The 13,430-nt window shown below is 68.9% G+C and carries 14 protein-coding genes and 2 tRNA genes; 6 read left to right on the top strand and 10 right to left on the bottom strand.

The genetic code is table 11. The features are described 5' to 3' along the window. Positions 1-65: 65 nt before the first annotated feature. The 5 genes from ACFRFH_RS12270 to ACFRFH_RS12250 form a co-directional block, all read right to left on the bottom strand. The gene (locus tag ACFRFH_RS12270; RefSeq protein WP_382463276.1) at positions 66-2,285 is read right to left on the bottom strand and encodes a hypothetical protein; all 2,220 of its coding nucleotides are present in this window, start codon (positions 2,283-2,285) and stop codon (positions 66-68) included. Positions 2,286-2,451: 166 nt separating this feature from the next. After that, positions 2,452-2,805, bottom strand: coding sequence for a metallopeptidase family protein (locus ACFRFH_RS12265; protein ID WP_382463275.1), 354 nt, complete (start codon positions 2,803-2,805; stop codon positions 2,452-2,454). 2 nt (positions 2,806-2,807) lie between these two features. Further along, complete coding sequence (locus tag ACFRFH_RS12260) at positions 2,808-3,887, bottom strand: hypothetical protein (protein WP_382463274.1); 1,080 nt, start codon at positions 3,885-3,887, stop codon at positions 2,808-2,810. Between the two features lie 59 nt (positions 3,888-3,946). Next, positions 3,947-4,738: a hypothetical protein gene (locus ACFRFH_RS12255; RefSeq protein WP_382463273.1), complete on the bottom strand. Its 792-nt coding sequence runs from the start codon at positions 4,736-4,738 to the stop codon at positions 3,947-3,949. A gap of 391 nt (positions 4,739-5,129) precedes the next feature. Continuing rightward, on the bottom strand, positions 5,130-6,404 hold the full coding sequence (locus ACFRFH_RS12250; protein ID WP_382463272.1) for an MFS transporter: 1,275 nt from the start codon (positions 6,402-6,404) through the stop codon (positions 5,130-5,132). Positions 6,405-6,480: 76 nt separating this feature from the next. On the opposite strand from ACFRFH_RS12250, the gene ACFRFH_RS12245 reads away from it, so the two are divergent. Next, positions 6,481-7,056 (top strand): ArsR/SmtB family transcription factor, encoded by a 576-nt coding sequence (locus ACFRFH_RS12245; RefSeq protein WP_382463271.1) that lies wholly within the window; start codon positions 6,481-6,483, stop codon positions 7,054-7,056. A 41-nt stretch (positions 7,057-7,097) separates the two neighbouring features. On the opposite strand, the gene ACFRFH_RS12240 is transcribed toward ACFRFH_RS12245, so the two are convergent. From ACFRFH_RS12240 to ACFRFH_RS12230, 3 genes are all read right to left on the bottom strand, one after another. After that, positions 7,098-7,173, bottom strand: a tRNA-His gene (locus ACFRFH_RS12240). A 63-nt stretch (positions 7,174-7,236) separates the two neighbouring features. Beyond that, positions 7,237-7,860: an oligoribonuclease gene (gene orn, locus ACFRFH_RS12235; RefSeq protein WP_382463270.1), complete on the bottom strand. Its 624-nt coding sequence runs from the start codon at positions 7,858-7,860 to the stop codon at positions 7,237-7,239. Between the two features lie 10 nt (positions 7,861-7,870). After that, positions 7,871-8,719 (bottom strand): SGNH/GDSL hydrolase family protein, encoded by an 849-nt coding sequence (locus ACFRFH_RS12230; protein WP_382463269.1) that lies wholly within the window; start codon positions 8,717-8,719, stop codon positions 7,871-7,873. 96 nt (positions 8,720-8,815) lie between these two features. Between ACFRFH_RS12230 and ACFRFH_RS12225 the strand changes: the two genes are divergently transcribed. The 5 genes from ACFRFH_RS12225 (at position 8,816) to ACFRFH_RS12205 (ending at position 11,891) form a co-directional block, all read left to right on the top strand. Then, positions 8,816-9,118, top strand: a complete 303-nt coding sequence (locus ACFRFH_RS12225; RefSeq protein WP_382463268.1) for a thioredoxin — start codon at positions 8,816-8,818, stop codon at positions 9,116-9,118. Between the two features lie 282 nt (positions 9,119-9,400). Further along, positions 9,401-10,291 (top strand): tyrosine-type recombinase/integrase, encoded by an 891-nt coding sequence (locus ACFRFH_RS12220; protein ID WP_382463267.1) that lies wholly within the window; start codon positions 9,401-9,403, stop codon positions 10,289-10,291. Between the two features lie 14 nt (positions 10,292-10,305). Then, positions 10,306-10,381 (top strand) — tRNA-Arg (locus tag ACFRFH_RS12215). Positions 10,382-10,401: 20 nt separating this feature from the next. Beyond that, positions 10,402-10,671 carry a hypothetical protein gene (locus ACFRFH_RS12210; protein ID WP_382463266.1) on the top strand — a complete coding sequence of 90 codons (270 nt, stop codon included), beginning with the start codon at positions 10,402-10,404 and terminating at the stop codon, positions 10,669-10,671. Continuing rightward, on the top strand, positions 10,668-11,891 hold the full coding sequence (locus tag ACFRFH_RS12205; protein ID WP_382463265.1) for an acyltransferase family protein: 1,224 nt from the start codon (positions 10,668-10,670) through the stop codon (positions 11,889-11,891). The genes ACFRFH_RS12210 and ACFRFH_RS12205 overlap by 4 nt, the downstream gene beginning before the upstream one ends. Here ACFRFH_RS12205 and ACFRFH_RS12200 read toward each other — a convergent pair. After that, positions 11,839-12,366: a hypothetical protein gene (locus ACFRFH_RS12200; RefSeq protein ID WP_382463264.1), complete on the bottom strand. Its 528-nt coding sequence runs from the start codon at positions 12,364-12,366 to the stop codon at positions 11,839-11,841. The genes ACFRFH_RS12205 and ACFRFH_RS12200 overlap by 53 nt on opposite strands. Next, positions 12,366-13,421, bottom strand: coding sequence for a hypothetical protein (locus ACFRFH_RS12195; RefSeq protein WP_382463263.1), 1,056 nt, complete (start codon positions 13,419-13,421; stop codon positions 12,366-12,368). Before ACFRFH_RS12195 ends, ACFRFH_RS12200 begins: the two co-directional genes overlap by 1 nt. Between the last annotated feature and the right edge of the window lie 9 nt (positions 13,422-13,430).

The following is a 13,430-nucleotide window of genomic DNA, read 5'->3' as shown; positions in this document are numbered from 1 at the left end:
CCCGGGAGTCGGTGACTCCCGGGGCATCGTGCGTCGGTCTCTCAGCCGGTCAGGCGGTCATCCGCTCAGCCCTGGTTGCGAGCCGTCCTGCGTCGCACCATCACCGCGAGTCCCGTGCCGATGAGCGCGAGGAGCCCGGCCAGCGGCGCGAGCCACGACAGCACCTCGCTGCCGGTGTCGGCCAGCGGAGGGTTCGCCGCGGGCGGGTTCGCGGCGGGCGGGTTCGCGGCGGGCGGGTTCGCCGCCGGTGGGTTCGCCGCAGGCGGGTTCTCGACAGGCACGCGGATGGCGTCGACCACCGCAGTGGACTCCGCCGACTGGACGCCCGCGCCGGTGGGGTCGGTCGCGTCGGCCACCGCCGTGTTGGTGATGCTGCCGGCGGCGTAGTCGGCATCCGTCGACTCGTAGTCAGCCGTGCAGGTCAGCGAGGCCCCCGCGGCCAGCGTGGTGTTCGCCGGGCAGGTCACCGTCAGCGGGCCTCCGCTGCCGGAGAAGCTCTGCTCGGTGATGCCGACCGCGGTCAGGGTCACGTTCCCGCTGTTCGTCACCACGAACGAGTAGGTGATCGGCTGCCCGGCGCCGGTGATGCTGGTCGGGTCCGCCTTCTTCTCGAGGGTCAGGCTCGGCGACTGCTGGGCGGTCACATCCGCAGTCGCCGCCGGACTGGTCACTGCTCCCGCCACCGCGTCCTGGCCGCCCGCCACGGCGGTGTTCGAGATGGTGCCCGCATCGATGTCGGCCGCGGTCGCGGCGTAGGAGGCGGTGCACTGCTCGCTCGCCCCGGACGCCAGAGTGGTGGTCGGGCAGTTCGGCGTCGGGGCGGTCCCGGTGCCGGTGAAGGCCGTCTCGGTGACGCCGATGCCGGTCAGGAGCGTGTTGCCGGTGTTGGTCACCGTGTAGGTGTACTCCACGGTGTCGCCGACCTTCGCGACCGTCGCCGGGCTCACCGTCTTCGTCAGGGCCAGCGACGCCGCGCGTGCCGTGTTCGTGAAGGTGCAGACCACCGAGGGCGACTCACCCGCGTACGTCGCCAGCGCGAAGGACACGGTGGTCCCGGTTCCGGTGATCGGGAACTGCGGGTTCCCCGGGTTCACCGAGTCCACGCAGCTGTACGTCGAGAAGTACTGGTTCAGGTCCGTCGTGCCCGCGGCCGTCTCCGTGGCGGTGTAGGTGTCGCCGAAGCGGGCGAGGGCGGGGCCGGCCTGGAGGACGCGCCCGTCCGTCGTCTGCTGCAGTCCGGTCGCCGTGCCCACCGTCACCGCCGTGGCGGGGAGGCCGACCGTCGGGCCGGTGACGCTCAGCGCGAACTGGTCCGTGGCGTTCACGCGGGAGGCGATGTTCTTCTGGGCGCCGACGGCCGGGGGGAACGCGCAGCTCGCCAGGTCGACGAGGCCGGTGCCGGACGGACCGGTCTGGGAGGCGGGCAGCGGTGTCAGGTTGCCGTCGGAGGAGCCGGTGCCCGGGTCGATCGAGAAGATGCCGTTGGTGCTGCCCTGGCTCAGGTAGAGCGTCCCGTTGCCGTCGAAGGCGATGCCGTTGACGGCGGCGCCGCCGGGGACGGTGAACGTGCTCAGGGTCGCCGGTGTCAGCGTCGCGGCTTGCGCGGCCGTCCGCGGGAGCGGGCCGCTGATCGCTTCGAGCGAGCCGTCGGTGGCGGACGAGAAGACGAGGTAGAGGTTTCCGCCGCCGTCGAAGGCGATGTCGCCGTTGTTCTGCCCCGCCACTGCGGGGAAGGTCACCAGCGGCGACGGGCTGACCATCTGATCGGTCTTCGTGTCGAAACCCCAGAGCTGGCCGGTGATGCCGTTGGTGCCGACGTCGCCGAAGTAGTAGATCCCCGTGATCGGGTCGACCGCGCCGACCGTGACGCCGCTGCCGGGGGCGGTCTTGCCCTGGTACGCGGTCCAGTTGCCCGTGGCGGCGTCGTAGCCCTGGATCACCGTGCCGTTGTCGGAGGCCATGAACGCTCCGGTGCCGCCGACGGTGAGGCCGAGCCCGTTCGGGTTCGTCCCGTTGAACGTGCTCGAGGACGCGACCGTGGCGTTCAGCTGAGCGCCGCCGACGGACGTGTCGTCGATGCGCAGCAGGTCCGCGACGTCCGGAGCCCCGAGGGTGCCGGGCACGAGGCCGTAGATGGACGTGCCGGAGCAGTCGAGGGCGCCCGCGGCCGTCGCGGGGCCTGCCGGCCCGGAGGTCGCGGCGAGCGACACCAGGACTCCGACGACCGTCGCGAGGATCAGTCCGGGGCGAACCGCGCGTTTCACGGTGTTCGCGGATGTGGGCATTGCCACCCTTTCATTCGTTGCCTGGCGCGCCTCACAAGAGACGAGTCGCGTGAGGGGTTTATAGCAACGAGGTGAGGGCGGTATTCAGGAGTACTCGGACTCCGACTGCGCGGGATTCCGAAGGATTCACCCGCGCCTTAGCCCGGTGGCGGCTCCGGTCGTGGACTCAGGCCCAGCCGAGGTCGTGCAGGCGGTCGTCGTCGATGCCGTAGTAGTGCGCGATCTCGTGCACGAGCGTCACATGGATCTCGTCGCGGAGCTCGTCCTCGCTCTCGCAGATCGACAGCAAGGGCTCGCGGTAGAGGATGATGCGGTCGGGCATCTCGCCGAAGCCGTAGGCGTCCCGTTCGGTGAGGGCGACGCCGTCGTAGAGGCCGAGCAGGTCGAGCGAGCCGTCCTCCGGGCGGTCCTCGACCACGAACACGACGTTGTCCAGCCCGTCGACCATCTCGTCCGGGAGCCGGTCGAGCTCGTCGGTGACGAGCTCCTCGAACGCGTCGGGGTCCAGGTGCAGTGGCATGGTCACCAGGCCTCGGCGACGGCGGCGTGCAGGTCGAGGAGACCGGCCGTCCGCTCGGAGGGTCCGCGGCCGAAGCCGCACTCGGTCGCCACCCCGAACCGTGGCCGAGCCGTCGCTGCCGCCGCGGCACGGCGCCGCGCGCCCTCCACGCCGTCCTCGTGGTGCAGGAGGCCGAGGTACAGCTCGGTCGACTCCGGCAGGTCGAGAGCGGCGAGGGGCGCGAAGTACTCCGGGTCGTCGCGTTCGATCGGCACCGGGAGGTGGAAGAACGTGATCGGCCGCGGCGCGTCGGCGAGGATGCCGCCGATGACCGCCGCCAGGTTCCCGGCGTCCGCGGGCTGCACGAAGTGCTGCTCCTCGACATCGCCGTAGCAGAGGTGGTAGCCGACCTCCACGTCATCCGGCACCGCGGCGGCCTGCCGCACCGAACGCTCCACGACTCCGGTGAGCACCCCGGCCGTGCCCGGCTCGGCGAACCACGGCTCGATGCGCCCCTCCAGGAGCGCGAACTCGACCGCGGTGTCCCACTGGATCGCGAGGTCCTCGTGCGGGATGCCGTCGAGGATGCGCGTCAGCTCGCCGAGGAGTGCCCGCTCGTACGCCGGCTCGAGTGCGGCCCGGTCGCCCGGCACGACGAAAGCGCCGATCACCGCGGCCGGCGTCGGCAGAGACACCTGGAACCGGATGTGCGGCGCGATCGTGCCGGCTTCGCGCAGCCGCGCGAACTCCGCATAGGAGGCCAGTGCGGCCTCCGCATACCCGAGGTCGGGGAAGACCAGGTCGCCGGCCGCGACGCCCGCGTCGAGCTGGAACGGCCGGCCGTCGAAGATCCCGCGCAGGTAGTACGGCTCGACCGGGATGCGGGACAGCCCGGCCACGGTGTCGAACCGCTTTGTCTGGAACTGGATCCAGTAGAACCGCTCGCCCACCTCGCCGTCGGGGATGCGGCGGAGCCGGTCGCCGAGGTGCGCGCTCACGGCGCCGAACACGGCGCCGGCGTCCGGCAGGTTGACGCTGCCGACGAGGTGCGCTCCGCGGACCTCGGGGACGACGGAGGGGACGGGGGCCGGGCCGGTGCTCACCTGGGCGAGTCTACCGGCGCGGCCGCCGTCCCCTCATGTCGTGGGGATGTCGAACCGGCTCAGTACCAGTTCATGGCCTCCGAGTGGCTCCACGCGGAGCACGGGGTGCCGTACGAGCCCTTGATGTAGGAAAGTCCCCACTTGATCTGGGTGGTCGCGTTGCTCGCCCAGTCGCTGCCGAAGGTGGCCATCTTGCTGCCGGGCAGCGCCTGCGGGATGCCGGTCGCGCCGCTGCCGCTGTTGGAGGCCTGGTAGTTCCAGCCGGACTCCTTGGACCACAGGCTGTCGAGGCACTGGAACTGGTCGGAGCCCCAGCCGTAGGTGCTGGACATGATGGACTGGGCGGCGGTGCGTGCGCCGCCGGGCGTGTTGGCGTTCGCCTGGATGGCGGCGGCTGCGGCAGCCGCTGCGGCTGCGGCGGCTGCGGCCTTCTGGTCGGCGGCGACACCGGCGGCGGCGAGCGCCGTGGTGGCGGCGTCGGTGGTGTCGATCTGCGCGCGGAGCTTCGTGTCGTCGAGCTTCTTGTAGTTGTCGAGGCCGGCGATCGCGGTCTTCGCGGCAGTGGTGTCCGTCTTGGCGGCGTTCGCCTGCACGGTCGACTGGGCCTTGGTCAGGCTCTGCTGGGCGATGCCCTCGAGGCGGTCGCGCCAGAGCGTGTCGTAGACGCCGAGCTGGTCGTGGTGGATGCCGGTGGACTGGGACAGTTCGCGGGTGGCGCGTTCGCTCTCCTGCTGCTGCGCGATCATCGGGGCGACGATGCTGGCCGACATGATGATCGCGGCGGCGCCGGTGAGGACGCGCCCGAAGGAGAGGTTGGATGAGCGGACGGCGTGGCTGAGAGTGCTGAGCATAAACTTCCTGGGTCGGGCTTCCCCGCCGAGCCGCGCAGCATCCCTGTTCGGGAGGCGCACGGCTGAGAGCGCTCCCGGGGGAGAGCGCTCGGACGGGCTGGCAACCGCGCCGGGACGCACGGAAGCGCCACTGGACCGGCTGGCCCCGAGGCGCGACGTACGGCGCGGGTGTGCCGCACCAGGTTTTCGGGGGCGCGTCCGGGGTTTCGGGGGTTGGACGCACGGCGCAGCACAGACGGCATTCACTGCTGTCGTTCGACCACGCTAGACGCCTACTCTGGACGACTGAGGCATGAACGCTGGCAAAGTCGTGTGCACGCGCTCTCGCGGCGCCGTTCCGCGGGCCTGACGGCGGCCCAACCTGGCAGCGCGGTGTGCGCCGGTCGGCGGGTCAGCCGCCGAAGGTCGCGTGGTCGCGCTCGTCGGCCTTCTCGGCCTCCGTCTCGGCCGCCGTCATGCGCGCGTCGGTGACCCAGATCATCCCGATCAGCATCGCGAGCGCGACGACGCCCATGCTGAGGAACACCGCCGGGATGCCGAAGAACTGGGCGATCACGCCCGCTGCGGCGGCGCCGAGCGGCATCGTTCCCCACGCCAGCAGGCGGTACGCCGAGTTCAGCCGGCCGAGCAGCCGCTGCGGCGTCACGCGCTGCCGGAGCGACACCGTGATGACGTTCCAGATCGAGACGGTCACGCCGCCGAGGAGGAATCCGGCCCCGATGATGTACGGGTTCGTGGTGAACGCCGGCGTTGCGACCGTGAGCAGCGAGCCGAGCACCGTGAGGGTGAGCGCTTTCGAGCGCCCGAGCAGCCGTTCGGCGGGCTCGGCGAGGAACGTCCCGGCGACGCTGCCGAGCGCCGAGGCGGTCAGCAGCAGGCCGTACCCGGGGTCGGTCAGCTTCATCGCGGAGGAGGGGCCGACCGCGTACAGCACGAACACCGTGAACACGGCGCTGCTGGCGAAGTTGAAGCCGCCCACCATGACCGCGAGCGTGCGCAGCAGTGTGCTCCCGCGCAGGAACCGCAGCCCCTCCGCGATGTCGGCACGGATGGTGGTGGTGCGCGGATGGTCGGTCGTGAAGCGACCGCGGACGAGCAGCAGCATCCCGATAGCAGCGACCCAGAGCAGCACCGGCGTCCCGAAGGCGAGTCCGATGCCGGCCGCGACCAGGAAACCGCCGAGCGGCGGCCCGACGAACTCGTTCGTGGTGAGCTCGGCCGCGTACAGCCGCCCGTTCGCCCGGGAGAGGGAGGCCTTGCTCACGAGCTGCGGGAGGATCGACTGCGACGACGTGTCGTAGACGGTCTCGGCGACGCCGATGCACACCGCCGCGGCGTAGAGCAGCCAGATCGACCCGGCGCCGGCGACGGCCGCGATCGTGAGGAAGGCGAGGAACGCCGCCCGCGCGATGTTGGCCATCAGCATCAGCCTGCGCCGGTCGTACCGGTCGGCGAGCGCGCCCGCAAGGAGGGCGAAGACCAGCCACGGCAGGGTGAAGGCGAAGGTGAGGCCGGCGATGAGCGCGGGAGAGTCGGTGTAGCGGATGGCGACCAGCGGCAGCGCGACCTTCATCACGCCGTCGGCGAGGTTGGAGAGCGCCGACGAGGTCCAGAGCTTCCAGTAGCGGGAGCCGAGGGGTGCGGATGCCGCGCGTTCCGAGGTCACGGGCCCAGCCTGACACGTCGATTGAGAAAATTCAATCGATGTCAAGAAACTCAATCGGGCGGGTATCCTCTGGGGTATGTCCGACCAGACGCCCGAGGAGGCCGCGCGCAGCGTGCCCGGCCCGTCCGCCGACCCGGACGCCAAGCGTCGCCCGGCCTCGGTCGCGGAGATCAAGGCGCTGTCGCATCCGCTGCGGGTGCGCATCCTGCGCCTGTGCGGCGACCGCGAGCTGACCAACAAGCAGCTCGCCGATCGGCTGGGGGAGGACGCCGGCACGGTCTACTACCACGTCCGTCAGCTGGTGGCCGCGGGCTTCCTGGAGCCGGCGCCGGTGCGGTCGGGGGGCAGCGGCGCGCTCGAGAAGCCGTACCGTTCGACGGGGCGCAGCTGGTGGCTGTCGATGGCGCTGGACGAGCAGGACACCGGCCGGACCGTGGCGCCGGTGGAGGCCTTCCAGCAGGAGCTCGCGGAGGCCGGCCCGGCCTCCATCGCGACCTTCGCGCGCTTCTCGCTGCACCTGTCGCCGGAGGACGTCGCCGAGCTCGACCGCCGGATCGTGGCCGTCATCGACGCGTACGTCGAGACGGACCACGAGCGCAGCCACCTCCCGGCGCACGGCGGCATCTTCGTGGTGCACCGGAGTGCCGAGTGAAAAGCGAAGAGCACGTCATCGAGATGACGTGCTCTTCGTGTTGGGGTGAGTAACGGGGCTTGAACCCGCGACCTCCTGGACCACAACCAGGCGCTCTACCAGCTGAGCTATACCCACCATGTTCCGCGTGCGTTCCGGGTCATCTGCGATGGCCCTTCCGCGCGAGGCAACTCATCGATTCTAGTACATCCTGGCGGCCCATTTTTCCACCACGCCCGCGGCGGCCTCCTGGGTCTGCTCGGTGGTGGGTCCCGGCTCGCCCACGAAGGCCGCTGCGCGGTAGTAGTCGAGCTCGCGGATCGACTCGAGGATGTCGGCGAGCGCACGGTGGCCGCCGTTCTTCTCGGGGGCGTTGAAGTAGATGCGCGGGTACCAGCGCCGGGCCAGTTCCTTGATGGAGGAGACGTCGACGTTGCGGTAGTGCAGGTGCGTGTCGAGGCGCGGCATGTATTTGGCGAGGAACATCCGGTCGGTCCCGATCGTGTTGCCTGCGAGCGGGGCCGTGCGTGCCGTCGGCGCGTACTTGAGGACGTACTCCAGCACCTCGTACTCGGCCTCCGCGAGGCTCTTGCCTTCGGGGATCTCCTCGATGAGGCCGGAGGTGGTGTGCATGGTGCGCACGAAGTCGTTCATGTTGGCGAGCGCGGACGCGTCGGGCTTGATGACGATGCTGAGCCCCGGGTCGAGCACGTTCAGCTCGAAGTCGGTGATGACAACGGCGATCTCGACGAGCTCGTCGACCTCGAGGTCGAGTCCGGTCATTTCGCAGTCGATCCAGACCAGTCGATCACTTGAGGCAGCCATGCCCGCAAGTCTAGTGCTGGCCTCCGACCATCCGCGGCTGGCCGGCGACCAGGGCCTGGCCGCGCACGGGCAGCGCCTCGGGGAGCTTGGGGCTGAGCCCGTCGCCGGAGGAGATGCCGCGCAGCCGCCTGGCCGCCCACGGGATGGCGTGCACGCGCAGCCAGGTGCGCAGCGGGAGGTCCTCCGGCGGGGTGGGTGGGCCCTCCGCCGCTCCCACCGGCGCGTCGCCGCTGTCGGCGGAGGTCGTCTCCGCGTAGGGGACGCCCAGCGCGTGCGCGGCGTGCGCCGCCAGCAGCCGGTGTCCGCGCGAGCTGAGGTGGACGCGGTCGGCGCCCCACATCCCCGGGTCGCGGAACTCGCGCACGCCCCATACGTCGAGCACGACGGCGTGGTGGTCGCGGGCGATGCTCCAGATGTTCGCGTTGAACACCGCGGCGCGCCCGCGGAACGGCTTCAGGAAGAACGCGAACTGCGGGTCGAAGAGGTTCGCCAGCAGCACGGTCGTCCCGTGTGCGCGCAGCATCCGCACCCCGTCGGAGAGTCGCTCGGCGAGCGCGTCCGGGTCGGCGGTGGGGCTCATCAGGTCGTTGGCGCCGACCAGCACCGACACCAGGTCGGGCCGCAGGGCCAGCGCTCCCGGCACCTGTTCGCCGACCACGTCGGCGATGCGCCTGCCGCGGACGGCGAGGTTGGCGAACTCCACGGTCCCGCCGGAGAGCCGCGCGTCGCCGTCGAGGATGCCGGCGAGGCGGTCCGCCCAGCCGAGCCAGGCTCCCGGCCGCGCGGGCGCGGGATCGCAGAGCCCCTCGGTGATCGAGTCGCCGAGGGCCACGTAACGCGTGTAGGTGGTCCTGCTCACGCCCCGATTGTCGGCCGCCGGGGTGACGCGTGGGTGACGCGCCGGGCGCTGTCGCGGGATGGTCGCCGGGAATTCGCCCGACGTACACTGGTCGTCGTGGATGCGACACCCGCCGTTGACCGTCCCGTCACCCGGGAGGTCGGCCTCACTCTGTACACGTCGGCGTTCTGCGAGCCGTGCATGCAGACGCGCGCGGTGCTCGCCGAGGCGGTGCGCCTCGTGCCGGGGCTCCGTGTGACGGAGCGGGATGTTGCGCGCGAGCCTGTGCGTGCGGAGTCGGACGGCATCCGCTCGACGCCGACGGTGATCGTGCTGGGTGTGGATGGCGCCGAGGTGTTCCGGGCGGAGGGCGTGCCGACGTTGAACCAGGTGCTGGTGGCGGCGGCGCGGGCCTTGTGAACGTAGGGTGCCCCCGGCAGGAATCGAACCTGCGACCAAGAGATTATGAAGTCGCATTTTCGAACGTCATCCCGTTTTTCCCGCATATGCGCTGGAATCCGCACACCAGGTAGCAGGCTGCCGCACTAAAGACGCAATCACCGAGCATCCATAGCTATCTGACAGCCCGTCCATAGCCGTGAAATCGATGCACAGTCAATCCCCAAAAAGGGACGTTCTACCCCCCTGCGCGGGGGGCCTAATCTTGCATCCTCGCAACTGATTCACAGGGGGAACACCAGAATGAAGGAAGAGCAACCACCCTCACCACTCACCGCATGGCTCGCGTTCATGCGCGCCGAGGATCTCACACCCAACACCATCCACGAACGCCGCCGCTTCTACCTCTACGTCGAGGCCAACGTCGGCAACGTGCTCACCGTGACACGACCAGAGCTGATCGCGTTCCTCGGCACGCCGGAATGGTCCAACACCACCAGGCAACACTACAAGTCAGCGCTGCACACCCTCTTCACCTGGCTGCAGGACGAAGGGTTCCGGGAGGACAACCCCGGCGCCCGCCTCCCACGGGTGAAAGCCCGCAAGCGCACACCGCACCCGTTCACGATCGAGGAGATCGAACGCACCCTGGAGACAGGTGCGTACCGTCGCACACGCATGATGGTCGCCCTGCACTACTACCTCGGGATGCGTGTCCACGAGATCGCGAAGGTCCACGGCAACGACATCGACTGGAACGAGCGCACGATCCGCATCTTCGGCAAGGGAGCCAAGACGAAGTATCTGCCCCTGTCCGAAGAGATGTGGACGCTCGCGGAGACGATGCCGCGTGACGGTTACTGGTTCCCCAACTGGCGTGCGAACCACCTCTACGCGGCCGGAGAAGGGCACATCCTCTCCAACAGTGTCTCCACCATCATCGGCAACGCGATCAAACGAGCTGGCATCCAAGGGCACCGCCCTCACGACCTCCGAGCCTCCATGATCACCCTGCAGTCCCGTGCTGGCGTCGACCCGTTCGTCGTCCAGCAGAACGCCCGCCACGAGTCCCTAGACACCACTGCGATCTACCGGCTCGTCGACATGGATGAGATGCGCGCAGGTTTCGACCTGCAACCCACCGTCGCCATGCCCACCAGATCCGGTCGCCGTCGAACGGACTCAGCCGCATAGTAACCTTGTCTGGCCCCCTCGTAGCTCAGCGGATAGAGCAGCCGACTTCTAATCGGCCGGTCGCAGGTTCGAATCCTGTCGAGGGGACCAGGCCCCACCTGGAGCCACCCATGAGCGAAACAACCCCAGCACGACGACGAGGCAACCTCGTCGGATTCCTCGCGATCGTGCTGCCACCCATCGTCATCCTCACCGGGATGATCACCGGCGCCTACGTCGTCGCCGCGCTCGGCACCGTCCTCGGTGTCACCCTCGGCGGCTTCGGCGTCTACCGCAAAGGCGAATCGAAGGTGTCATCGATCATCGCCCTCGTCCTGTGGACACCGTGCATGCTGCTCGCACTGATCAGCATCCTCATCTGGGCGGCGAACAACCAATGAGCGAGCACCGGTACGCGTCCCTCGACGGGCTCCGAGGTGTCGCCGCGCTCACCGTCGTCGGATACCACGGGCTGCTGATCCTCCCCGCGATCTCCGCCCTCTACATCGCCCACACCAACCCCGCAGTCGGGAGTCCCGCATGGTGGCTGTACGCGACACCGTTGCGGCTCCTTTTCGCCGGCCACGAAGCTGTGCTCGTGTTCTTCGTGCTCTCCGGGTTCGTGCTCACGCTCCCTTTCCTCAGACACGCACCCACCGGTCGCAGCGTCGCCGCCTACTACCCGCGGCGGATCATCCGGTTGTACGTGCCCGTCTGGGGTGCGCTCGTGTTCGCGCTCATCCTCGCGCTGATCGTCGTCCGCAACCCAAATGTCGGATCGACGTGGTTGCAGACGCATCACACGCCCACCGTGAGCTCGTTCGGTCGCGACCTCGTGCTCATCCTCACAACCAGCAACCTCGACAGCCCCCTGTGGTCGCTGACCTGGGAAGTCTGGTACTCGCTATTCATCCCCGTCATGTTCATCATCCTGCGGTGGCTACGCGTCGAACGATGGTGGATTCCCGCCGGCCTGCTGATGATCGCCGTGTCCGTGACCGCACGGTTCCCCGCCGTCGTGCACGCCCTCCCCGCCGCATGGCTCACCGCAGGGCTCCTCCAGTACCTGCCCGTGTTCGTCATCGGGATGCTGCTCGCCCAGCAACGGCACCGGTTCCACCTATCCGCATGGTGGCTGGCGCCCGCACTGCTCGCCATCGTCACACCTACCGTCATCGCACCCAACGGGATCTACGGGATCCAGCAGGCGGCAGCGTACGCGCTGTCCCTCCTCGGAGTCGCCACCGTCGTCACGTTAGCGTTCGCATCGGCACCCGTCGAGCATGTGCTCGAATCCCGGTTCACCCAGTGGGCGGGGAAACGATCCTTCAGCCTGTACCTCACCCATGAGCCGATCATCGTCGCAGCAGCGCTCGCCACACGCCTCGACAACTGGTGGTGGCTGGCCGTGCTCGCCGTCCTCATCCCGGTGATCCTCGCCGCCGCGGAAGGGTTCTACCGGGTCGTCGAAGCGCCCAGCATCCGCCTGTCCCGTCATGTCGGGCAGATGGTCATGAACGCAGAAAAGTCCCCCTCTCACCGCCCGAGAGCAGTGAGAGGGGGACAAATCAGTGAGGTTGAACCGGGCGACGCACCAACGCCTTCAGATCCGTCTCTGTAGGACCGTCGATGACATGCGATGTCTCCGCGGACTGGCCATCCACCGTGTACACGAAGATCAGCGTCACACCGCCGATCACCGAGGGCGCCGTGTAGGTGCGTGAATCACCGGAGCCGGACAGCGTGACCGCTGGCCCCGAAGTCTGCACCCACGTCTGCGTCGTCGGAGGCGAGTTACCGCCGGTACCCTGCAACGTCACCGTCGACCACGGTTCGATGTGATTGACGATGCCTCCAGCGTTCACCGGCGCATTCACCGAATCCAGCTCGGCACGATACAGGCGACCATCCGCGAACGCTGTCGAGTCGATCTCCGCCCGCAACAGCCGGCCGGCTGCGACCACCACCGAGTCCAGCTCGGCACGGTAGAGGCGACCGTCCGCGATGTCGAGCGAGTCGAGCTCGGCACGGTACAGGCGACCATCCGCGACCGCCAGAGTGTTGAGCTCGGCCCGCAGAAGCTGGCCGGCAGCCATCAGACCGTATCCGACCAGACCAGCCGCAGGTCACTGCGGTCGGTGATGTTCGCCGCCTCAGCGGAGGTCGTCGTCCACGAGTAGTCGGTGATCGTCGTCGGCAGCACCACCGACCGGGTCGAGATGATCGTGGACGAACCCTGCACGAGCTCGTAGGTGCGCGTGATCACCGGGGACGCGTTGGTCGCGTTGTGCCGCACCTTGATCGTCACCAGACCGGTCTGCAGCAGCGCGAACTTGACCACCTCGGAGCCACCGGTCGGGTTGTCCGGGGACTGCACGTACGTGGTGTCCGACTCGTCAGCCAGGGCGATCGACATCGACCCGGAACCGCCGGCGATGCTCCAGCCGCCGGAGTTCGAAATGTCCGAGGTCGGTCGCACCACGGTGGACGCGACCTGCGGGTAGGCGCCGATCAGCCCGGACGCGGCCGTCTGGAACTGGATCGAATCGAACCAGAACGGTGACGCGTATGTGCCCCCGTCCGACTTCCCGAACACCACGGTATCCACCGCGGCAGAACCGGTCTGCCCAGTCGTCAGCAGCGTCGAAGTGTCGACGGCAGTGGTGGAGTCACCGAGGAAGTATGACGCCTGCTGCGACGCGCCGGACGCCGCCACGGTCTGGTAGAACTCGCATCGCACCCACTGGCTCGTCGGGAACGTGTTCGTTGCCGTCCACACGGGAGTCGACGTGCCGCGCGTGTCGATGAGGCGTAGCTTGTTCGTGTTCGAAATGACGAGCATGCCCGATCGGACACCACTGGCGGTGATGTTGCAGATCCATGTCTCCGTGCCGGGGAGCGTATCTACCCAGAGATAGAACGATGCGGCGTATGCGGTCGAGGACAGCCCCGTCCAGCGGAACGAGTCAACCGACCCGGACACCGGGGACAGCTTGATCGACTGGGTGCCGCGGACGGCGTGCGTGTTGTCGATGACCGCGGCGCCGTTGATGTTGACCTGGTTGAACGGCGTATCACCTGACGGATTCGTGGACGCGGCGATCGCACTGCCGAGCGTCGCCGTCTCGTTGTCCTGCTTCAGCAGAGTCATTGCACGGGT

Source organism: Leifsonia sp. NPDC056824 (genome assembly GCF_042789575.1).
In the GTDB taxonomy this organism is placed as follows: Bacteria; Actinomycetota; Actinomycetes; order Actinomycetales; family Microbacteriaceae; genus Leifsonia.
The sequence above is the reverse complement of the archived record's forward strand: the minus strand, read 5'-3'. Positions and strand labels throughout refer to the sequence as shown.

Bases quoted from the DNA above. Each gene is read 5' to 3' on its own strand.
- ACFRFH_RS12270 (WP_382463276.1), bottom strand. From the start codon at position 2,285: ATGCCCACATCCGCGAACACCGTGAAACGCGCGGTTCGCCCCGGACTG.
- ACFRFH_RS12265 (WP_382463275.1), bottom strand. From the start codon at position 2,805: ATGCCACTGCACCTGGACCCCGACGCGTTCGAGGAGCTCGTCACCGAC.
- ACFRFH_RS12255 (WP_382463273.1), bottom strand. From the start codon at position 4,738: ATGCTCAGCACTCTCAGCCACGCCGTCCGCTCATCCAACCTCTCCTTC.
- ACFRFH_RS12245 (WP_382463271.1), top strand. From the start codon at position 6,481: ATGTCCGACCAGACGCCCGAGGAGGCCGCGCGCAGCGTGCCCGGCCCG.
- orn (WP_382463270.1), bottom strand. From the start codon at position 7,860: ATGGCTGCCTCAAGTGATCGACTGGTCTGGATCGACTGCGAAATGACC.
- ACFRFH_RS12220 (WP_382463267.1), top strand. From the start codon at position 9,401: ATGAAGGAAGAGCAACCACCCTCACCACTCACCGCATGGCTCGCGTTC.
- ACFRFH_RS12210 (WP_382463266.1), top strand. From the start codon at position 10,402: ATGAGCGAAACAACCCCAGCACGACGACGAGGCAACCTCGTCGGATTC.
- ACFRFH_RS12205 (WP_382463265.1), top strand. From the start codon at position 10,668: ATGAGCGAGCACCGGTACGCGTCCCTCGACGGGCTCCGAGGTGTCGCC.
- ACFRFH_RS12200 (WP_382463264.1), bottom strand. From the start codon at position 12,366: ATGGCTGCCGGCCAGCTTCTGCGGGCCGAGCTCAACACTCTGGCGGTC.
- ACFRFH_RS12195 (WP_382463263.1), bottom strand. From the start codon at position 13,421: ATGACTCTGCTGAAGCAGGACAACGAGACGGCGACGCTCGGCAGTGCG.